17 protein-coding genes and 1 riboswitch are annotated in these 20433 nt (G+C 58.1%); of the genes, 9 read left to right on the plus strand and 8 right to left on the minus strand.

The genetic code is table 11. The features are described from left to right. Nucleotides 1-2: 2 nt before the first annotated feature. From dapF to Q9R35_RS05315, 3 genes are read right to left on the minus strand one after another with little or no spacing between them, the layout of a single operon-like run. Nucleotides 3-926, minus strand: a complete 924-nt coding sequence (dapF, locus tag Q9R35_RS05305) for a diaminopimelate epimerase (protein ID WP_311219469.1) — start codon at nucleotides 924-926, stop codon at nucleotides 3-5. Between the two features lie 7 nt (nucleotides 927-933). Next, complete coding sequence (locus Q9R35_RS05310; protein WP_311219470.1) at nucleotides 934-1824, minus strand: lysophospholipid acyltransferase family protein; 891 nt, start codon at nucleotides 1822-1824, stop codon at nucleotides 934-936. Then, a complete protein-coding gene (locus Q9R35_RS05315; protein ID WP_311219471.1) occupies nucleotides 1821-2675 on the minus strand; it encodes a lysophospholipid acyltransferase family protein in 855 nt (284 codons plus the stop codon). Before Q9R35_RS05315 ends, Q9R35_RS05310 begins: the two co-directional genes overlap by 4 nt. Before the next feature lie 237 nt (nucleotides 2676-2912). On the opposite strand from Q9R35_RS05315, the gene metK reads away from it, so the two are divergent. The 4 genes from metK to metF all read left to right on the plus strand — a co-directional run bounded on the left by metK (nucleotide 2913) and on the right by metF (nucleotide 7052). After that, nucleotides 2913-4076: a methionine adenosyltransferase gene (metK, locus tag Q9R35_RS05320; RefSeq protein ID WP_026484120.1), complete on the plus strand. Its 1164-nt coding sequence runs from the start codon at nucleotides 2913-2915 to the stop codon at nucleotides 4074-4076. Between the two features lie 195 nt (nucleotides 4077-4271). Then, nucleotides 4272-4363, plus strand: a riboswitch (S-adenosyl-L-homocysteine riboswitch). A gap of 74 nt (nucleotides 4364-4437) precedes the next feature. Beyond that, complete coding sequence (ahcY, locus tag Q9R35_RS05325; protein ID WP_045930729.1) at nucleotides 4438-5835, plus strand: adenosylhomocysteinase; 1398 nt, start codon at nucleotides 4438-4440, stop codon at nucleotides 5833-5835. A 42-nt stretch (nucleotides 5836-5877) separates the two neighbouring features. Beyond that, entirely contained in the window at nucleotides 5878-6216 is a 339-nt protein-coding gene (locus Q9R35_RS05330) for a phage holin family protein (RefSeq protein WP_009462594.1), read from the plus strand. After that, nucleotides 6213-7052: a methylenetetrahydrofolate reductase [NAD(P)H] gene (gene metF / locus Q9R35_RS05335; protein WP_042488083.1), complete on the plus strand. Its 840-nt coding sequence runs from the start codon at nucleotides 6213-6215 to the stop codon at nucleotides 7050-7052. Before Q9R35_RS05330 ends, metF begins: the two co-directional genes overlap by 4 nt. Before the next feature lie 143 nt (nucleotides 7053-7195). Here the strand turns inward: metF and Q9R35_RS05340 are convergent, their stop codons facing one another. Further along, nucleotides 7196-7825: a 5-formyltetrahydrofolate cyclo-ligase gene (locus Q9R35_RS05340; protein ID WP_045930730.1), complete on the minus strand. Its 630-nt coding sequence runs from the start codon at nucleotides 7823-7825 to the stop codon at nucleotides 7196-7198. Between Q9R35_RS05340 and Q9R35_RS05345 the strand changes: the two genes are divergently transcribed. Together Q9R35_RS05345 and Q9R35_RS05350 are read left to right on the plus strand one after the other, a co-directional pair. Then, a complete protein-coding gene (locus Q9R35_RS05345) occupies nucleotides 7824-9926 on the plus strand; it encodes a transglycosylase SLT domain-containing protein (RefSeq protein WP_311219472.1) in 2103 nt (700 codons plus the stop codon). The two genes, Q9R35_RS05340 and Q9R35_RS05345, sit on opposite strands and share 2 nt — an antisense overlap. Before the next feature lie 11 nt (nucleotides 9927-9937). After that, entirely contained in the window at nucleotides 9938-11080 is a 1143-nt protein-coding gene (locus tag Q9R35_RS05350; protein ID WP_311219473.1) for a tRNA CCA-pyrophosphorylase, read from the plus strand. 222 nt (nucleotides 11081-11302) lie between these two features. Here Q9R35_RS05350 and Q9R35_RS05355 read toward each other — a convergent pair whose 3' ends face one another. Next, the gene (locus tag Q9R35_RS05355) at nucleotides 11303-12517 is read right to left on the minus strand and encodes an SAM-dependent methyltransferase (protein WP_311219474.1); all 1215 of its coding nucleotides are present in this window, start codon (nucleotides 12515-12517) and stop codon (nucleotides 11303-11305) included. A gap of 4 nt (nucleotides 12518-12521) precedes the next feature. Further along, the gene (locus tag Q9R35_RS05360) at nucleotides 12522-12743 is read right to left on the minus strand and encodes a hypothetical protein (RefSeq protein WP_026484127.1); all 222 of its coding nucleotides are present in this window, start codon (nucleotides 12741-12743) and stop codon (nucleotides 12522-12524) included. A gap of 119 nt (nucleotides 12744-12862) precedes the next feature. Between Q9R35_RS05360 and Q9R35_RS05365 the strand changes: the two genes are divergently transcribed. Continuing rightward, on the plus strand, nucleotides 12863-13432 hold the full coding sequence (locus Q9R35_RS05365) for a class I SAM-dependent methyltransferase (RefSeq protein WP_311219475.1): 570 nt from the start codon (nucleotides 12863-12865) through the stop codon (nucleotides 13430-13432). An 85-nt stretch (nucleotides 13433-13517) separates the two neighbouring features. Here the strand turns inward: Q9R35_RS05365 and Q9R35_RS05370 are convergent, their stop codons facing one another. Next, the gene (locus Q9R35_RS05370; protein ID WP_311219476.1) at nucleotides 13518-14300 is read right to left on the minus strand and encodes a sulfite exporter TauE/SafE family protein; all 783 of its coding nucleotides are present in this window, start codon (nucleotides 14298-14300) and stop codon (nucleotides 13518-13520) included. Between the two features lie 139 nt (nucleotides 14301-14439). Next, nucleotides 14440-17274, minus strand: coding sequence for a phosphoenolpyruvate carboxylase (gene ppc / locus Q9R35_RS05375; protein ID WP_311219477.1), 2835 nt, complete (start codon nucleotides 17272-17274; stop codon nucleotides 14440-14442). A 163-nt stretch (nucleotides 17275-17437) separates the two neighbouring features. Here ppc and ilvD point away from each other — a divergent pair, with 163 nt between their 5' ends. Both ilvD and nadE read left to right on the plus strand, forming a co-directional pair. Next, nucleotides 17438-19297, plus strand: a complete 1860-nt coding sequence (ilvD, locus tag Q9R35_RS05380) for a dihydroxy-acid dehydratase (protein WP_045930734.1) — start codon at nucleotides 17438-17440, stop codon at nucleotides 19295-19297. A 308-nt stretch (nucleotides 19298-19605) separates the two neighbouring features. Next, nucleotides 19606-20433, plus strand: coding sequence for an ammonia-dependent NAD(+) synthetase (gene nadE / locus Q9R35_RS05385; protein ID WP_311219478.1), 828 nt, complete (start codon nucleotides 19606-19608; stop codon nucleotides 20431-20433).

The following is a 20433-nucleotide window of genomic DNA, read 5'->3' on the forward strand; positions in this document are numbered from 1 at the left end:
GTCTAGAAGGTTTCCTTTCTGGCTAAGGATGCACACAGTGCATCGATATCGACTTGTCCGGTAAAGACAGTTTGGGCCGGGCCGCTCATGCGTAGCGCCTGTCCGTCCCATTCAATGCGCAGGCTGCCTCCACGAGTATCAACGACAACCGGGCTTTGGAGCAATCCCCGGCGTATGCCCGCCACCACAGCCGCACACGCGCCTGTACCGCAGGCCAGGGTTTCACCAGCTCCGCGCTCGTAGACGCGCAGCTTGATGTGGTGGGGATCAATAACTTGCATGAAACCCGCGTTCACTTTGTGGGCAAAACGGGGGTGGGATTCGATGAAGGGGCCTACCGTGGCAACCGGGGCCTGTTTCACATCGTCCACGACCTGCACGGCATGGGGATTGGAAATCGAGACCAGTGACAGGGCGACGGGGGCGGCTTGATCGGGCACAGGCAAGAGCCACAGCGTGTCTTCGCCTTGGGCGCGCGTTTCCAGGCCCTTATTGTCAAAACCCACATCGGCAGGCGCAAAGCGGGTGCTGCCCATCATGACATCCACGCCGCGTTGCGGGTCGTCATTCAGGCTGATGATGCCGGTGCGGATTTGGGCCCGTAAAGGGTTGGCCGAGGACAGGCCTTGTTCATGTACAAAGCGCACAAAACAACGTGCGCCGTTGCCGCAATGTTCCACCTCACTGCCGTCCGCATTGAAGATGCGATAGCGGAAATCGGCCCCTGCTTCGGTGGCGGCCTCGACCAGCAAGATCTGGTCGGCACCAATCCCGAAGTGGCGATCGGCCAGGGCGCGGGCTCGTTCAGGTGTCAGTTCGATGTGCTGCGTCACACCATCCAGCATGACAAAGTCATTGCCCGCTCCGTGCATTTTGCTGAAACGCCAAAGGGAGGAAACGGGCTGGGGGGAGGTGGGACTGTGCATGATGGGTCTAGTAGATGCCGGGTTGACCTTCAGGTCGGGTTTTGAAGCGTCGATGTACCCAATAATACTGCGGCGGGTCCTCGCGCACATATTTTTCGATCAGGGCATTCATGCGCTCGGTGGCCTCTTCCAGAGTACCTTCGCCGGGGAAGTCCGACATGGGTTCCAGCACCTGAATATGGTAGTGGCCGGTCTGGGCATCCAAGCGGGAAATCACGGGAATGACCAGTGCATCCTGATTGCGGGCAATCTGGGCAGTGGACAGCAGGGTGGCGGCCGGGACATTGAAAAAGGGCACAAAGGCTGAGCCCTTGGTGCCGAAGTCCATATCAGGCAGGTAATAAATCGGCTGGCCTTTTTGCAGTGCGCGCATCAGACCACGGATACCATCCTTGCGGGAAATCAGCGGGACCGAGGAAAAGCGGCTACGGCCTTCGTACATCAGGCGATCTACATGGGGGTCGCGCTGCGGAGTGTAAAAGGCCACCAAGGGCGAGATGGACATGGACAGGCGGGTGCCCGCTGCATCCATACCCAGAAAGTGAGGCACCAGCAGCATGACCTTGCGGCCCTGTTCCAGGGCCTGGGTAATGTGTTCTTCGCCCGTCAGGTGCAGCGTGTTCAGAATGGTGTTGGGCAGGCCAAACCAGAGCAGGCCCCGATCCAGATAGGATTGAGCCAGCAGACGAAAGTGCTGTTTTTCCCATTCACGGCGCGTACTTTCTGGCGTGTCAGGGAAGCACAGGCCCAGATTGGTACGCACAATGTGACGGCGGCGGGAGGCGAAGCGATGCACCAGCCCACCCAGCGCGGTCCCCCAACGCTGACGCGTGCGTACGGAGGCACGGCCAAAGTAGGAGAAAACAGATTTGAGCAGCGGGTAAGAATTAAAACTCATGGGGTGGTATCGCCAGGCAAAGGGGGCGCATCGTGGGGGACCTTGTAGCGGTTGTAGCCCCACAGGTATTGGGTGGGGAAACGGCGTATCAAGTTTTCCATGGACTCGTTGATCAGGGTGGCCAGTTCCGTGGGATCTTCGGGCAAAGGCTCGGGCAGGCGCAAGGTGTGAATATGCCAGCCGCGCCCTTTGGGCAGGCGTTCGGCAGCAGTCACAATAACCGGCACATTGGACTGGCGGGCCAGCTTGCCAGCCAGCGTCATGGTCAGGGCAGGGCGGCCAAAAAAAGGTGCCCACACACCATCGCCGCCACTGGGAACCTGGTCAGGCAACATGCCTACCGACTCTCCTCGACGAAACGCGCGAACTAGTTCGCGCACGCCTTTGATATTGGCCGGGACTGCATGCAGGCCCGGTAACTCACGCGACTCCACCATCAAGGGTTCCAGAAACGCCTGACGGGGCGGGCGAAACAGAACAGTCATCGGATCCACACCGGAAAAGTAGCGCGCAATCATCTCAAAACAACCCAGGTGCGGGGTCAGGTAGAGTATGCCGCGTCCTTCGGACAAGGTGGCTTGTACCAGGGCCAGGTTGTCGATGGTGCAGCGTTCCAGACAGGCTTGCGGATGCAGCCAGACACGCGGGGTTTCCACTATCATGGCACCCGTCTCTCCGGCGGCTTGTCGGAAAAACGCGGGAGAATTGTAGCCCGCTTGGCGGCAGTTGCTTTGCAGACGGCGGCGATAGCGTCCGGGAAAGGCGTAAATCAGTCGGCCTATCGCTCTACCCAAACCATGCAGGACGGGTAAAGGCAGGCGAGCCATCAAGCGCAAGAGAGCCACTAACATGGGCCTGGCAATCCTTTAGTGTGAAGTTTTGCTGAAATAAATACGTATTTTCGCTTAAAATGGATTGTATCGCTGAGTTAAACGACAACTTGCGGAGCGATCGGGCGGCAAGCTGCCCACTATAAACCGCTAAAGCGTCGCGCCCCGTCTATCGTATCCACATCGCTGGCTTCGAGGTGCAACGCAGTTTGTTCAACCTCGTGCTGATTATCAGCCCTTATTAAAGGAAGCTACGCTGTGAACAACAACGACTTTCTCTTTACCTCCGAATCCGTCTCTGAAGGCCACCCCGACAAGGTTGCCGACCAGATCTCCGACGCCATCCTGGACGCTATTTTCGAGCAAGACCCTCAGGCGCGTGTTGCTGCCGAGACCTTGTGCAATACCGGTCTGGTTGTGCTGGCTGGCGAGATCACCACGCACGCCAACGTGGATTACATCCAGGTTGCCCGTGACACCATCAAGCGCATTGGCTATGACAATGGCGACTACGGCATCGATTACAAGTCTTGCGCCGTTCTGGTGGCCTACGACAAGCAATCGCCCGATATCGCCCAAGGCGTGGACCGCAGCCCTGAAGAGCTGCTGAACCAGGGTGCTGGCGACCAGGGCCTGATGTTTGGCTACGCGTGCGACGAAACCCCTGATCTGATGCCGGCTCCTATCTGGTACGCCCACCGTCTGGTGCAGCGCCAGAGCGAACTGCGCAAAGATGGCCGTCTGCCCTGGTTGCGCCCTGACGCCAAATCCCAGGTGACCTTCCGCTACGTGGATGGCCGTCCTACCGAAGTGGACACCGTGGTGCTGTCCACTCAGCACGCTCCTGAAATGTCCCAGAAAGACATTCACGAAGCCGTGATCGAACACATCATTCGTCCATGCTTCCCTTCGGATCTGCTGACCGAAAAAACCCGCTTCCTGGTGAACCCCACCGGCAAGTTCGTGATTGGTGGTCCTCAAGGTGATTGCGGTCTGACTGGCCGCAAGATCATTGTGGATACCTACGGTGGCGCATGCCCTCACGGCGGTGGTGCTTTCTCCGGCAAGGACCCCTCCAAAGTGGACCGTTCCGCTGCCTACGCGGCGCGTTATGTGGCCAAGAACATTGTGGCTGCCGGACTGGCCCGTCAGTGTCAGGTGCAGTTGAGCTACGCCATTGGTGTGGCCGAGCCTATCAACATCACCATCTACACCGAAGGCACCGGCGTGATTCCGGATACCGAGATCGCCAAGCTGGTGCGCCAACATTTCGATCTGCGCCCACGCGGCATCATCGAAATGCTGGATCTGCAGCGTCCCATCTACACCAAGACCGCTGCCTACGGTCACTTTGGCCGCAGCGAGCCCGAGTTCAGCTGGGAAGCCACGGACAAGGCCCAGGCTTTGCGTCAGGCTATCTAAGCAGTGTGAAAGGCCGCTTGCGGGCGGCGCTTTGCCGCAGTGAGACAGCGTTGCCGGGACCGGAGAATCGGGTTGCCCGCAACGCTGCAAGAGGCAGGCCCCGGCCCGACTCGCAAGAAGAAATTATGATTTTTACCCCTGGAGCCGTCTTCCCAAGACGATCCAAACGGGTACAATCACCCACATTAATTTGCCATCCTCGAGGGGCGTTGCGACAAGACGCTAGTCTTGCCAGGCTCGGGGCATGGATAGGTGGTATCCACCTTGGAGAACGACGCTCACCACGACCTGCATGGCGGGCTGCTGGTGAGAATTCATTTGCTCTCCCTGCAGTCTGCGTGCCGTATAACGGAGCCCGACTGTGACTTTTACCGATTACAAAATTGCCGATATTTCCTTGGCTGAATGGGGCCGCCGCGAGCTGACCATTGCCGAGACCGAAATGCCTGGCCTGATGGCCACCCGCGAGGAATTTGCTGCCTCCCAGCCCCTGAAGGGCGCGCGCATTGCCGGCAGTTTGCACATGACGATTCAAACCGGGGTTCTGATTGAAACCCTGACGGCCCTGGGCGCTGAAGTGCGCTGGGCATCGTGCAACATCTTCTCCACTCAAGACCACGCTGCCGCTGCTATTGCTGCCTCTGGCGTGCCTGTGTTCGCCGTCAAGGGCGAAACCCTGGAAGAGTACTGGCAATACGCCCACGACATTTTCGATTGGCCCGGCGAACAGGCCAACATGATTCTGGACGACGGTGGCGACGCAACCTTGTTGCTGCATTTGGGTGCCCGTGCAGAAAAAGACCTGTCTGTTCTGGACAATCCCGGCAGCGAAGAAGAGCGCGTCATGTTCGCTTCGATCCGCGCCCGCCTGCAAAACGACAAGACCTGGTACTCCACCCGTCTGGCCCAGATCAAGGGCGTGACCGAAGAGACCACCACCGGCGTGCACCGTCTGTACCAGATGGCCAAGAAAGGCGAGCTGGCTTTCCCCGCCATCAACGTGAACGACTCGGTGACCAAGTCCAAGTTCGACAACCTGTACGGCTGCCGCGAGTCCCTGGTGGACGGTATCAAGCGCGCGACCGACGTGATGGTTGCCGGCAAGATTGCCGTGGTTTGCGGTTTCGGTGACGTGGGTAAAGGTTGCGCACAAGCGCTGGCCGCGTTGCGCGCCCAGGTTTGGGTTACCGAAATTGACCCCATCTGCGCCCTGCAAGCCTCGATGGAAGGCTACCGCGTTGTGACCATGGAAGAAGCTGCCGACAAGGCTGACATCTTCGTGACCGCCACTGGTAACTACCACGTGATCGATCGTTCGCACATGGAACGCATGAAAGATCAGGCCATCGTGTGCAATATTGGTCACTTCGACAATGAAATCGATGTGGCCTCGGTGGAAGATCTGGAGTGGGAAGAGATTAAGCCTCAGGTTGATCACATCATTTTCCCTGATGGCAAGCGCATCATCCTGTTGGCCAAGGGACGTCTGGTGAACCTGGGTTGTGCTACTGGCCACCCCTCTTTTGTGATGTCGGCTTCGTTCACGAACCAGACCATTGCACAAATTGAACTGTTCACTCGTGGCGAGAACTACGAAACGGGTAAAGTATATGTATTGCCCAAGCATCTGGACGAAAAAGTCGCTCGCTTGCACTTAAAGAAATTGGGTGTGAACTTGTCGACCTTGTCTCAGGCGCAGGCGGATTACATCAACGTACCTGTGCAAGGTCCTTTCAAGGCCGAGCACTACCGCTACTAAAACGCACCGGCGTCTTCGGACGCCTATTCTTGGAGCCCTATCATGACTTTGCTACTTGTCTGGATCCTGAATGCTGTTGCCCTGCTGGTTGTTGCCTACATTCTGCCCGGTATTACCGTGGCGTCGTTTGGCTCGGCCCTGATAGCTGCGCTGGTACTGGGCTTGCTCAATACCCTGGTCAAACCTTTGCTGATTGTGCTGACCTTGCCCATCACCATTGTGACCTTGGGCTTGTTCCTTCTGGTACTTAACGCCTTGGTGTTCTGGTTTGCAGGCTCCATCCTCAAAGGCTTCCAGGTTGAAGGCTTCTGGTGGGCCGTGATCGGGGCGATCGTCTACAGTCTGGTTTCCGGGCTGCTGTCGGGACTGTTAATGAAATGAGCAACAAGCAAACCTTGAGCCTGGAGTTTTTCCCGCCGCGAGATATCGCGGCGCAGGAAAAGCTGGTGCGCACCGCCAAGACCCTGATGGGCTTGAATCCCGCCTATGTCAGCATGACGTTCGGAGCCGGTGGCTCCACCCGTGCGGGCACGGTCGATGCGGTGGCACTGCTGCAAAAACTGGGCTTTGATGTCGCACCGCACTTGTCGTGCATTGGTACGGCACCCGCGCAGCTTAAAGAGATGCTGGACAATTACCGCGACCAGGGCATACGACGTATCGTGGCCCTGCGCGGTGACTTGCCCTCGGGTATGGGGGGCGATGCGGGTGAGCTGCGCTATGCCAGCGATCTGGTGGCTTTCATTCGTGAAAACTACGGTGAGCAGTTTCATATCGAAGTGGCCGCCTACCCAGAAATGCACCCCCAGGCGACGGGCTTTGGGGACGACCTGGGTCACTTTGTGAACAAGGTTAACGCAGGGGCGCATGGCGCGATCACACAGTACTTCTTCAACCCGGACTCCTACTTCAGCTTTGTTGAACGGGCCCAGGCGCAAGGGGTCACAATTCCGATCACGCCGGGCATCATGCCTATTACCAACTCGTCCCAGTTGCTGCGTTTCTCGACCATGTGTGGAGCAGAAGTGCCGCGCTGGATTCGTTTGCGTTTGGCTGACTTTGGTGATGATCGCGCATCGATTCGCGCTTTTGGTATCGATGTGGTGGCGCGCTTGTGCCAGGACCTGCTGGATGGTGGTGCTCCCGGTATCCATATGTACACCCTGAACGGGGCAGATGCGAGCATGGCTATTTTGCCGAATCTGACCTGGCGCTAGGCTCTCAGATGTTCAATAAAAAACCCGCCAGAGGTCTTGGCGGGTTTTTTTATTGGGGGGCTATATGGCCTGTACCTTTTTCGGCTTGAGCGACTGCTTTGTAAACAGAGTTCTCGATTAAACAGTTTGTGGTAGCGGGTTACTTATAGTTCCGGGGCGGGCACAGCCCAGCCTTTATCAGTCAGAATACTGTCCAGACGTTGATCGTGCGGGGCAGGCTGGTAGGATTGACCCGACAAGTCGCCCACAGCCCAGGCAATACCAATACTGGTAAACGCGTGGTTTTGTTCTTTCAGCGCCGCCAAGGTCCGGTCGTAGTAACCCTTGCCATACCCCAGGCGATCACCCTGTCTGGTGTAGCCCAGGGTGGGGACCAGGACAATGTCCGGTTGCATGGTTTTGGTGGAAACCGGGATTTCGATGCCGTAGCGTCCCTTTTCCATGTCCGTGTCGGGTGTCCACTCGACAAAACTCAACGGGGCATCGGCCTCTTTGACAACGGGCAGACAGACATTGATGCCTTCTTCTTCCACCCATTGCACCAGCAATGGACGCAGGTCCGGTTCCTGGGCCATAGGCCAGAAAGCGGCAATGGTGGTGGGTTCGGTACGGCCTTGCTCACGCAGGCGGCTGCGGTTGGTGGCCAGCCAGGTGAACAGACGGCCCCGGATCAGCAAGGCGCCCCGGTTGGTGTCGATGGAGGGCTGTCCTGCACGCAGGTCTTTTAGTCGCGTGCGCAGCGCGGCTGCGTTATGCTCTACGTTCTGAATCATGGGTGATTTTCTAAAGGCCGTCACTATGGGTATCAACCAGCTAAAGTACCAGAAAACACCAGCTTGGGGCATGGCGTCCGCGCTTCCTCGTCCGTCCTTGAGCGCTTTGATGGTGTTTGCTCTGGGTTTGGTCGGCTGTGCGGGGTCGCAGTCGCCGCAAGCCCAGACCCATTCCCCGGATCCTGTCGTTGCCAAGCAAGCTGTTGTGTTGCAGCCTGCCAAAGAGGCCGTGCGTCGCTGGGATCGAGTCCCGCCTGTACCGCCAACGGCCCGTCAGGCTTTGATTGACGCCCGTGATGCCATGCAGGCTAAGCGCTGGACGGCGCTCGATGCCTTGGCTCCGGTTGCAGCCAATGATCCTGTCCTGGGTTCCTATGCCGAGTACTGGCGCTTGCGCCGGATTTTGCAGGATACGACCACGCCCGTGCCCGATGAACAAGTTCGCTTGTTCCTGAGCGGCAATCAAGATGAATACCTGGAAAATCGCCTGAAGTCCGACTGGATTGTGGCGGCTGCTCGTACCGGCAACTACGCCCTGGTGCGCGAGCTGTCCCCGGTCAACGCCCCCACGTCGGCCGTGAAGTGCGCGGTGGCATCGGCTCAGAATGTGGCCGGACAGCCTGTGGATGTGCAGGACCTGCTGGCGTCCTTCTCGCCCAGTCAGGCTTGTTGGTTGGCATTGGACCAGTTGTACGCCCGTAAAGTGGTCAGCAAGAACCAGGTCCGTGATCTGATGCGTGATGCTCTGGAAAATAACCGCACATCCCAGGCTCGCCGTCTGGCTGCGATTATCTTTACTGCTCCGCAAATGAAGGACTACACCGCTTTGATGGCCTCGCCACAGAAGTGGCTGGATCGGAACGTGAACAACAGCTCGGTCAATCCGGAGCTGGTGTCCTTGGCCCTGTCCCGTCTGGGCCGTGGCCAGCGTGATACAGCCGCGGCCTATATAGACCGTACCTGGGCTGGCAAGATCCCCCAGGAAAACCTGAATTGGGTTTGGGGGCAATTCGGTTTGATCAGTGCCTTGCGGGTGGAAGATGATGCGGCTAAATGGTATCGCCGCTCTGGTCGTACCCCCATGACGGATTACAACAATGCCTGGCAAGTGCGCGCCGAGTTGCGTCAAGCTACCATTGACTGGAAGCATGTCTCTGCCGCTATCGACAAGATGAACGATGCACAAAAGGCCGAGCCGGTTTGGGTCTACTGGTCGGGACGGGCACACGATGCCTTAGGTCATAAAGATCAGGCGCGAGCCAAGTTCCAGTCCATTGTGGGTGATCTGAACTTCTACGGTCAGCTGGCCACGGAAGAATTGGGCCTGACGCCTTCTTTGCCTCCTCAGCCACAACCTTTGACGCCGTTGGACATGCAGGATGCTCGTACCAACGCGGGCCTGCTGCGCGCGGTGGAGCTGTTCAAGCTGGGCTGGCGTCCGGAAGCCGTACCCGAGTGGAACTACGCGCTGCGTGGCATGAACGACAGACAGTTGCGTGCAGCGGCCGAGTTCGCGCGCGAGCAGCACATATACGACCGAGTCGTGAATACGTCCTTGCTGACCAAGAATGAAATCGACTTCAGCCAGCGCTTTATCGCTCCTTTTGAAGGTCGCGTGACCGAGCAGGCCAAGTCCATCAATCTTGACCCGGCCTGGGTTTATGGCCTGATCCGTCAGGAATCGCGCTTTATTACCGATGCGCGTTCGGGCGTCGGGGCGTCAGGCTTGATGCAGCTGATGCCTGCCACCGCCAAGTGGGTAGCCAACAAGATTGATATGCGCGATTTCTCGCCTTCGCGAGTCAACGAGTTCGAGGTGAACACAGTGCTGGGCACCAACTACCTGAACATGGTTCTGGGTCAGCTGGATGGCTCGCAGGTGCTGGCGTCGGCAGGCTATAACGCAGGGCCAGGCCGTCCTCGCCAGTGGCGTGCGCGCTTGAATACATCAGTGGAAGGGGCCATTTTTGCCGAGACCATCCCCTTTACCGAAACACGCTTGTACGTGAAAAACGTGCTCTCCAATGCCACCTATTACGCCATGATGTTCAGCGGCCAGCCGCAGTCCCTGAAAGGGCGTTTGGGTACGATTTCGCCTTGATGAGTCAGTCCATGCTAGATGACAGACAGCAAGCAGCCTTGGCGGCCCTGATGGGGCCGCCAGATCCTGTTCTGGAAGGCTTGCAGGTCTATGTAGTGGGCGGCGCGGTGCGTGACGCCCTGCTGGGTATGCCGGCGGGCGACAAGGACTGGGTGGTGGTGGGTGCCCGGCCCGAAGATTTGGCCGCCCGAGGTTTTGTGCCTGTGGGCGGTGACTTCCCTGTCTTTCTGAATCCTCATAGCAAAGAAGAGTTTGCGCTGGCTCGGACCGAGCGCAAGTCTGGCCGTGGCTACAAGGGCTTTACCTTTTATACCGGCACAGACGTGAGCCTGGCGGACGATTTGCGTCGCCGTGATCTGACCATTAATGCCATGGCCGTGGATGCGGCGGGGAATCTGCACGATCCCTTGAATGGCCTGGCGGATTTACAGGCTCGCCTGTTTCGTCACGTGGGTACTGCGTTTAGCGAAGACCCGGTACGCTTGCTGCGGCTGGCACGGTTTGCTGCCCGCTTTACCGAGTTCACGGTGGCCGACGATACCTGGGCCTTGGCGCGTGAGCTGGTCGAGCAGGGCGAAGTGGACGAGCTGGTGCCCGAACGCATCTATCTGGAAATAGCGAAAGGTTTGTCTGCCCAGCAGCCCGCTCGCATGTTCGAGGTACTGCGGGAAGTCGGCGCGTTAGAGCGTGTCATGCCCGGCTTGAACTACAACGATCAGGTGGGTCAGCAGGTGCAGATCGCCAAAGACAGGCGTTTGGATCTGGCAAGCTGCTTTGCCGTTCTGTGCCATATTTCGGACACTCCAGGACAGGTGGCCGAACAGATTCGTGCACCCTCTGAATGGCGCGACCAGGCCCGTCTTTTGCCGGTGTTGTTGGCCAGCCCTGCCTTGCTGCAGCCTCGTGCCGATGTGGAGTCTGCCTTGCAGGTCATGGAGTCTTTGGATGCCTTGCGCAAACCAGAGCGCTTTACTCAGCTGATCGGTGCGGCGGCCTGTCTGCAAGACGTTCCAGAGCTGGAATGGGACTTCTTGCGAAAGGTGATGGCCAGTGTGGATGCCGGTGCAGTTGCTGCTCGATACAAGGCCGAGCCAGGCAAAATCCGTGAAGCGGTGCGCGCAGCTCGATTGGCAGCTTTGGAGCAGTCTGTTTAGTCTATGTGTGAGCAGCCTGGAGTGCACACTCAGAAAATAAGCGGCTAATAGGCCGCTTATTTTTTTCTGCTGAGTGCGTGTTCGTCTAGGGGGCGATGTCTCGGGGGAGTGTTCTGGCGCGGTTGCTTCACGTAAAAACGGCAAGGTATATACCCTGCCGTTTGCTGATCTCTGCTTATGACTCTTGAGGGAAATGTCCTCAGGAAGTTCCCCAAGGCCGCTTTACAGACGTTCGCGTCGATCTCCGCTCATTGTGCCCAGCACTGGGGCTGAAATATCGCGCCCAATAATCAGCACTTTGAACAGTTCGCCCATTTCCGCTTCAGACAGCAGTTTGTTGGCGGCACTCATGGTCTGTGCCCATTGCTGTTGCACGGCGGGCGATGGGTCTTCCGGCGGAGAAGCCAGGAAGTTGGTGATGCCGCAATTCATCAGGAAGCGCGCCTGGCTGGTATAGCCCAGCACATCCAAACCGGCTTCCAGAGCGGCATCCGCCATGGCGGTGAAGTCCACGTGAGCGGTGATGTCCTGCAAGCCAGCCAGTACCAGCGGCTCGGCGTGAGCAAAGTGACGGAAGTGGCACATCAAGGTGCCTTTGTCGCGTTGCGGATGGTAGTACTCACGCTGCGGAAAACCGTAGTCGATCAGAATGGCTGCGCCTTGCTTCAACCAAGTGCCCATGCTGCGTACCCAGGCTTCGGCTTGCAGATTGATTTCCGACAGGTAAAAAGGCTGGGCTTGAACGCGTTCGGCCACTAGCGTAGCCAGATGCTCAGGAGCGGGACGGGTAGCCAAGTAGAAAGGCGCTGGCAGGCCCTGTGCGGTGCTGTCGTCTGCTGCAATGACACCCACCTCCAGCACCTTGCCTTCCACATCAAAGGTGAACAGGCTGGCAGGCATGGCATCCAGCACCTCATTGGCCACCACGCAACCCTTGAAGCTGTGTGGTGCGCTGTCCAGCCACTGCACTTGGGCCTCCAGCGGTGCCAGACGCTCCTGCTGACGTGCACGCAGGTCAGGTGACACCTCCAGAATCGAGTACTGCGGCTCGATACCTTGCTTGCGCAACTCTGTAATCAGCGCTTCGGCCAAAGCGCCGCTACCTGCACCAAACTCCAGAATGGACAGGGATTGACTGCCTTCCAGCACCTCCATGACCTGACGGCTCAGGGTCTGAGCAAACAGGGGAGAGAGTTCGGGTGCGGTCGTAAAGTCGCCCGTTGGCTGATTGCTGCCAAACTTGGTGCTGCCGCCGGTGTAGTAGCCCAAATGGGGGGCGTACAACGCATGGTGCATCCATTGGTCGAAAGGCAGGAACCCACCTTCATCTTCAATGCGGTCCAACAAGTAATCGTTAACCTGTGCGACGTGTTTTTTCAGCTCCTCGGACAGGGGAGGCAAACCGTGTGGCAGGGCAGGGGCGGACAATACGTTCATGGCGTCAGTTGGGCTTGTCGTTAGGTGTCTCGGAAGAAGCCGGGGCGGCGCTCTTGGCGCTGGCTTTCTTGGCCTGGGTCACTTGGTGCAGGGTGCGGATCATGCCTACCAGCATCCCGATCAGGATGGAGGTGACAGCGGCCAGGATGAAGTTGCCGTAGACAAACCATAAAGGCAGGCACAGAACGGCCATCAGCAATATGGGTTTTTGCAGCAGAACTTTCATACACCCTCAAAAAAATAGCGTGGAACCGGGGCCAATTGTAGCCCAGGCCAGTGCCGCGCTTGAGCTTGGCTGATGCTGCGTTACCATGGGCGTTTTGTCTGCTTAGCAAAGGGGTAGGGATGAACGACAGGGGACAGGCCAGCGCCTGGTTACAGGCATGGGCCCATTTGATTCCTAATCCGGGCACGGTCCTGGATGTGGCCTGTGGTCGGGGGCGCAATGCCCGCTGGTTGGCCGAGCGTGGCAATACTGTGATCGGTGTAGATCGGGATCCGGAAGCCGTGGCAGCGACCTCGCCTTACGGGGAAATCATCCAGGCTGATATTGAAAACGGGCCCTGGCCTTTTTCCGGGCGCCAGTTCAATGCCCTGGTGGTGACCAAGTATCTGTGGCGTCCCTTGATGCCGACCTTGCTGGAGAGCCTGGAGCCAGGCGGGGTGCTGGTGTACGAAACCTTTGGGGAGGGCAACGAGCAATACAACACGCCGCGTAATCCGGACTTCCTGTTGCAGCCGGGCGAGCTGCTGCGCTGGTGTGCAGACTTCGATATCGTGGCCTATGAGCATGGTTTCCGGGCTGACCCGGACCATATTGTTCAGCGCATTGTCGCAGTGCGCCCGCGTGAGGGCGGCACTTTCAGCGATTACCGTCTGAATCCACAAGGCGGTGGTGGCAGTATCTGCGAGTAAAGTAGGTGCAGTTTTGAGCCAAGCGCAGCGCTTGGCTCAAAGCCATGTATCCGTTGTTGCTCGAGCGCGCGTATCGAATCGCGGCTTACAACAGATAGGTACGCGCCAGCATGGACAGGGCTACAACAGCGGTCAAAATGCTGAAACCCTGTTGCAAGCGCACAGGAGGGATATGAGGGGCCAGTTGTCGGCCTATCACCATTCCACCCATGGCCGAGGCCACAAATACCCAGCCGCTAAGGGGGATCACTGCCCCGTGTGCCAGACTCATGGCCGACGCGCTCAGAGAAATCAGGGCGATCAGCATCAAGGAGGTGGCCACAATGCTGTGCATGGACAGGTCGCTGAAACGTTTCAGGGCAGGCACGATCAGAAAGCCACCGCCCACGCCCAACATGCCCGAAAACAAACCGGCTACCGCGCCAATTGAAGCCAGGGTGGCGGTGCCTACTGGTGTCCAGCGCAGGCGGCCGGTTTCCGGGTTCAGACAACAGGGCGTATGAGCATGGGCCGTTTCCGCCGGACGACGCAGCATTTTGGTGGCAATCCACAGCATGATGGCGACAAACAGAGTCACCAGCACTTTCTCCGGCAAGGCATGGCTGATGCGTACGCCCAAAGACGTGACCAAAGCGCCCGTGATAGCCATGAACATGGCAGCTCTATAGCGCACGATATGCTTGTACAGACCATCCAGCGCGCCGACCAGAGCGGCGGCGCCTACAGCCAGCAAGGCCACTGGCGTGGCGGCCGTCATGCTGTAACCCATGCCCAGTACCAAAGCGGGCACGGCCAAAATACCGCCACCCGCGCCAGTCAGGCCCAGCGACAGGCCGGTCAGAATTCCCAGAATGATTGCAAGCGCCATAAGCCAGATGGCGTGACCCCGGTGAGGATCACGCCTTTTTCAGAAAGCGTAGTAATGGCTTATTGTACGCTCTTAACTTCTTTTGGAAATTAGCTTATTTATAAAAGTAATTAATAGGGCCAATTTCCATGGTGTCGCTTTAGCCCGAGTTACGCAGGCCAGCCGCAATACCGTTGATCGTCAGGTGAATGACGTGCTGCTTGTTTACACCGCTGCGTGTGGGCTTGTTGGCCTTTTCACCTTGACGGCGATGGCGGCGCAGCAGTTCCACCTGCAAGTGATTCAGCGGGTCGATATAGGCAAAGCGTTCGGCCAGAGCATCTTGCAAAGCCTGATCGTGTGCCAGCAGCTCGTGGCCGGTGATTTCACGGAACAACTGGTGTGTCAGCTCGAACTCGTCACGGATTTGGGTGAAGATGCTTTCGCGCAGTTCCTCGTCCTCGACCAGACCGGCGTATTTCAGGCCGATATCCAGGTCAGTCTTGGCCAGCACCTGTTCCATATTGGACAGCAGGGTGCGGAAGAAGGCCCAGTCACGCGCCATGGTTTGCAGTTGAGCCAAGCGCTTGCTGCGGTTCAGGCCATCATTGGGCAGTCCCGACTCCAGATAGCGATTCAAGGCCGTGCCCATGCCGTACCAGCCCGGAATAGGCAGGCGGCATTGCGCCCAGGAGAAACTCCAGGGGATGGCGCGCAGGTCTTCAATGCTTTGCGTGGCCTTGCGCGACGATGGGCGCGAGCCGATATTCAGGCCAGCAATTTCCTTGATAGGCGTGGACTGGAAGAAGTACTGATCAAAGTTCGGCGTACCGTAGACCAGCTGGCGATAGCTTTGATGGGCCTGCTCGGACATCCAGGCCATGGCGTCGCCGTAAGCGGCCAGGTGCTCATCGTCATTGGACGAGCCTTTGCGTGAACCCAGGCTGGCTTCCAGTGTGGCAGCCACAAACAGCTCCAGATGCCAGCGACCCACGTCCGCATCCTTGTAGCGGCCTTGAATCATCTCGCCTTGCTCGGTCAGGCGAATCTGACCGTTCACGGTGCCGGGAGGTTGCGCCAGAATCGCGTCGAAACTGGAGCCACCGCCTCGGCCTACCGAACCGCCACGACCGTGGAACAGACGCAGACGCACTTTGCGGCGTGAGAACACCTGCGCAAATTCACGCTCGGCACGGTACAGCGTCCAGTTGGAGGTCAGGTAGCCACCGTCCTTGTTACTGTCCGAATAGCCCAGCATCACTTCCTGCACGCTGTCCTGAGCGTGACGCACACGCTGGCGGATTTCAGGCATGTCCAGCCATTCCTGCATGATTTGCGGGCCACGTTCCAAGTCAGGAATGGTCTCGAACAGCGGGACGACCATCAGACCCTGATGCTCCGGCTCGTTGGAATTGGGCACGATCAGGCCGGTTTCCTGTTGCAGCACCAGCACTTCCAGCAAGTCGCTGAGGGTTTCGGTGTGCGACACAATGGTTTGTTCCAGCGCACGCGCACCAAAGCGGCGACGGCATTCAGCGGCTTTGCGCAGAATGGACAGCTCTTTCTCGGTTTCTTCCGAGTAGCGATACCAGGGTGAAACCAGGGGGCGATGGTGACGCAGCTCCGAGCGCAGCAAGATGATGCGGTCTTCTTCGGACAACTGGCGGTAATTGACGGGCTCGTCCTTGTAAAGCGTGCCTGCCACGCGGAACAGCTCGTCCAGCACGCGCTCGTGCACGTCCGAGCTTTGGCGCAGGTCCAAGGTGGCCAGATGGAAGCCAAATACCTCCACGGCCTGAATCAGCTCATTCAAACGCAGGCCCGCAATGGCGCCGCCTTTGTTTTCAGCCAGGGAATCGGCAATGACTTGCAGATCAGCCTTGAACTCTTGAGGGCTGGCGTAGGGTGGGGCGGCGTAAGTGGGGCGATCGGCCAGATCGCGGCCCAGCAGGTTTTGGGCCGTGGCCGCCATACGAGCGTACAGATGGATAAAACTGCGGCGATAAGGCTCGTCCACACGGTGTGGTGAGGGGTCCTGGCTGCTGGCCGACAAGGCTGCCAGGTCTTTGCTGACGCGGTTCAGTGCGTCGGACACGGAGATTTCCGTACCCAGCAGGCGAATCTGTTCCAGATAGTGTTGCAGCGCGCGTGTCGACTGGCGCAGCACCGCTTGCTCAACGGTTTCAGGGCCCACATTGGGGTTGCCGTCGCGGTCACCGCCAATCCAGCTACCCATGCGCAAAAAGGCGGGCAGGGAGCGGGTTTTCTGATCCAGCAGGCTTTTTTTGCCGGGCTCCAGCAAACGGTCCAGGTCGTGGTACAGCTGCGGAATCGTGGGCAGGAAGGTGGAACCGTAATAGGCCAGGGCGTTGTCGATCTCGTCCATGACGGTCAGCTTGTGATCGCGCAACATGCGGGTTTGCCACAGCAGGGACACCAGACCGGTCAGTTTTTCCTGGGTGCGGGCTGATTGCGTGGCGCTGGCTTTGTGATCCAGGCCATTCAGTTCATCGGCAATGGCCATATGCACAGCCAGCGTGCTTTGGCGCTGAACCTCGGTAGGGTGAGCCGTCAGCACCGGCATCACACAAGCTTCTTGCAGATAACGACGAATTTTTTTGGCGCTCAGACCCTGATCCATCAAGGTCTGAATGGCATGTTGCAGGCTGCCCAGCAGTTTTTCAGGATCCTGCTCTTCGCGGCGGCGGTTCTGGTCGCGGTCCTCAGCAATATTGGACAGGTGCAGAAAGTAGGCAAAGGCACGGGCCACGGAACGGGCCTGCGCATCGTTCAGCTTGGGAATGTCTTTTTCCAGAATCCGTGCTTGCTGCGGATCGTGTTCACGTCTGAAACTGACAGCCGCCCGGCGCAGGGCTTCAATCAGCGTGAAGGTCGCCTTTCCTTCGCTATCACGAATCACCTCTCCCAGGGCCTTGCCCAGAAAGCGGATGTCCTGTCTAAGCAGGTTGGAAAGGTCAGGCACGGCCTGCGGCATAATAGATCTCCTGTTAAATAAGGGGTTTTGCTGCAAAGGATTCTGGGTGCCAGATCGGTAGCCGCCCTACTATAAGACGCCTGCCCGACCTTGACGCGCACAAAGCGCCTTGGGACGTTTATGATAGGTATCTTTACATAATTTTCCTGTTCAGAGAGTAGTCATGCCCCAATATCGCTCCCGTACCTCGACCCACGGTCGGAATATGGCCGGCGCGCGTGCCCTGTGGCGCGCCACCGGTATGAAAGACGAGGATTTCTCCAAACCGATCATTGCGGTGGTGAACTCCTTTACGCAATTCGTACCGGGTCACGTACACCTGAAAGACATGGGCCAGCTGGTTGCCCGTCAAATTGAAGCGGTCGGCGGTGTGGCAAAAGAGTTCAACACCATTGCGGTGGACGACGGTATTGCGATGGGCCACGGCGGCATGCTGTATTCCCTGCCTTCGCGCGAACTGATCGCCGACTCGGTGGAATATATGGTCAACGCCCACTGCGCCGACGCCATGGTGTGTATCTCCAACTGCGACAAAATCACCCCCGGTATGTTGATGGCTGCCATGCGCCTGAACATTCCTGTTGTTTTTGTGTCGGGCGGACCGATGGAAGCGGGCAAGGTCTACTCGCCAGACGGCAAGACCGTGGTGCAGAAGCTGGATCTGGTGGACGCCATGATTCAAGCTGCTGACCCTAACGTGACTGATGAACAGGCTGAAGCCGTTGAGCGCAGCGCTTGTCCGACCTGTGGTTCCTGTTCGGGCATGTTTACCGCCAACTCCATGAACTGCCTGACCGAGGCGCTGGGCCTGTCCCTGCCTGGTAACGGCACCATTGTTGCCACCCACGCTCGCCGCCAAGGCTTGTTTGAGCGCGCTGGCAGCCTGATCGTGGATCTGGCCAAGCGCTACTACGAGCAAGACGATGAATCCGTTTTGCCACGTAACATTGCCACCTACCAGGCTTTTGAAAACGCCATGACCCTGGACGTGGCCATGGGTGGTTCCACCAACACCGTGCTGCACTTGCTGGCCGCAGCCCAGGAAGCCGGTGTGGAATTTACGATGGCTGATATCGACAAGATTTCGCGTCGTGTACCTTGCCTGTGCAAAGTGGCCCCCGCTACCCCCGAATTCCACATGGAAGACGTGCACCGCGCGGGCGGCATCATGGCCATTCTGGCCGAACTGGCCCGTGCCGACTTGTTGAATCTGGATGTGGGCAACGTACATAGTGGCACCTTGCGTGAAGCCATCAAGCGTTGGGACGTCAAGGGCGACAACGTCAAAGCCATCAGCGACTTCTTCCGTGCCTCCCCCGGTGGTATTCCTACGCAAGTGGCCTTCAGCCAGGACCGTTACTACCAGGAACTGGACACCGACCGTGCCAAGGGCTGTATCCGCGACAAGGCAAACGCCTATTCGCAAGACGGCGGCTTGGCCGTGTTGTACGGTAACCTGGCCATCAACGGTTGTATCGTCAAGACCGCTGGCGTGGATGAAAGCATTCTGACCTTTACCGGCACCGCGCGCGTTTACGAAAGCCAGGACGATTCCGTTGCCGCCATTCTGGACGGCGTGGTCAAGGCGGGTGATGTGGTCATTATTCGCTACGAAGGCCCCAAAGGCGGCCCTGGTATGCAGGAAATGCTGTACCCCACTTCCTACCTGAAATCCATGGGCCTGGGCAAAAGCTCGGCCTTGTTCACCGATGGTCGTTTCTCCGGTGGCTCGTCCGGTCTGGTGATCGGGCACGCTTCGCCTGAAGCGGCTGAGGGTGGCAATATCGCCTTGGTGCAAGATGGTGACACCATCGAGATCGATATCCCTAACCGTCGTATCCACTTGGCCATCAGCGATGAAGAACTGGCCGCACGCCGTGCCGAAATGGAATCGCGTGGCTCCAAGGCCTGGAAGCCAGTGAACCGCGAGCGCGTTGTGTCGCAAGCCCTGAAAGCCTATGCCGCTTTGGCGACGTCGGCTGACCGTGGTGCAGTGCGTGATGTGTCGCAACTGGATCGCTAAGCTGATTTAGCTTTTAGCTGATGAAGCCCCATCTGTTTTGGCAGGTGGGGTTTTTTTATGGGTTTCGAGTGTAGGGGCTGAGTAGTACTGATCTTCGTAGAACCGCCGCCCAAGCCCCTTGCCCCTGGGGCCAGGGGCTTGGGCGGCTCTAGAGGAACAATAGTCCATACCTTGCTGTTGTGTTGAGTTTTCAGGCTCAGGCCATTTTGTTGGCGCATTAAATAACTGGAGATGCCTATACCGTCTGGCACAGTTCCTCCAGTCCTTTACAATCGAACTATTGTTCACTTTGTTAGAGAGCCTGCGCCATGACTGATGATCAACGCGCTTTGCAAGCCAGTATCCGTGCGGAATTGGGGATCACGGATCATTTCGATGTTCAGCAGGAGATCGAACGCCGCGTCCGCTTTCTAAGTGACTATCTGCTGCGCACCAGCTGCCGTAGCCTGGTCCTGGGGATCAGCGGGGGCGTGGACTCCCTGGCGGCAGGGTGTCTCTCTCAGCGTGCTGTAGAGCAGGCACGTGAGCAAGGCCATCAAGCGCAATTTATCGCCGTGCGTTTGCCCTACGGTGAGCAGGCTGATGAGAAAGATGCCCAAGGCGGTCTGAAGGTTATCAATCCCGACCAGATCTTGGTTGTGAACGTGAAGCCCGCATCGGATGTCATGCTGGAGCAACTGCTGGCCTCCGGCTTGAAATTCCGCGATGCGGCACAACAGGATTTTCTGATGGGCAATATCAAAGCCCGTCAACGCATGGTGGCGCAGTATGCGATTGCTGGTGCGAATGGTGGTTTGGTGGTCGGTACAGACCACGCTGCTGAAGCCTTGATGGGTTTCTTCACTAAATTTGGTGACGGCGCTGCCGACATCACCCCCTTGGCGGGCTTGAACAAACGCCGTGTGCGTGCCATGGCTAGTGCGATGGGTGCCGCTGACGCCTTGGTGTTCAAAGTTCCCACCGCCGATCTGGAAAGCCTCAGCCCCTTGAAGCCGGATGAAGATGCCTTTGGCGTCAGCTACGACCAGATTGATGATTTTCTGGAAGGCAAGGCCATTGATGATGAAGCCACGCAGATCATCATCAAGACTTTCCATGCCTCGGCGCATAAACGTGCATTGCCGGTGGCACCCTGA

The sequence above is a fragment of the Alcaligenes sp. AB3 genome, from assembly GCF_031844565.1.
GTDB lineage: Bacteria > Pseudomonadota > Gammaproteobacteria > Burkholderiales > Burkholderiaceae_B > Alcaligenes > Alcaligenes faecalis.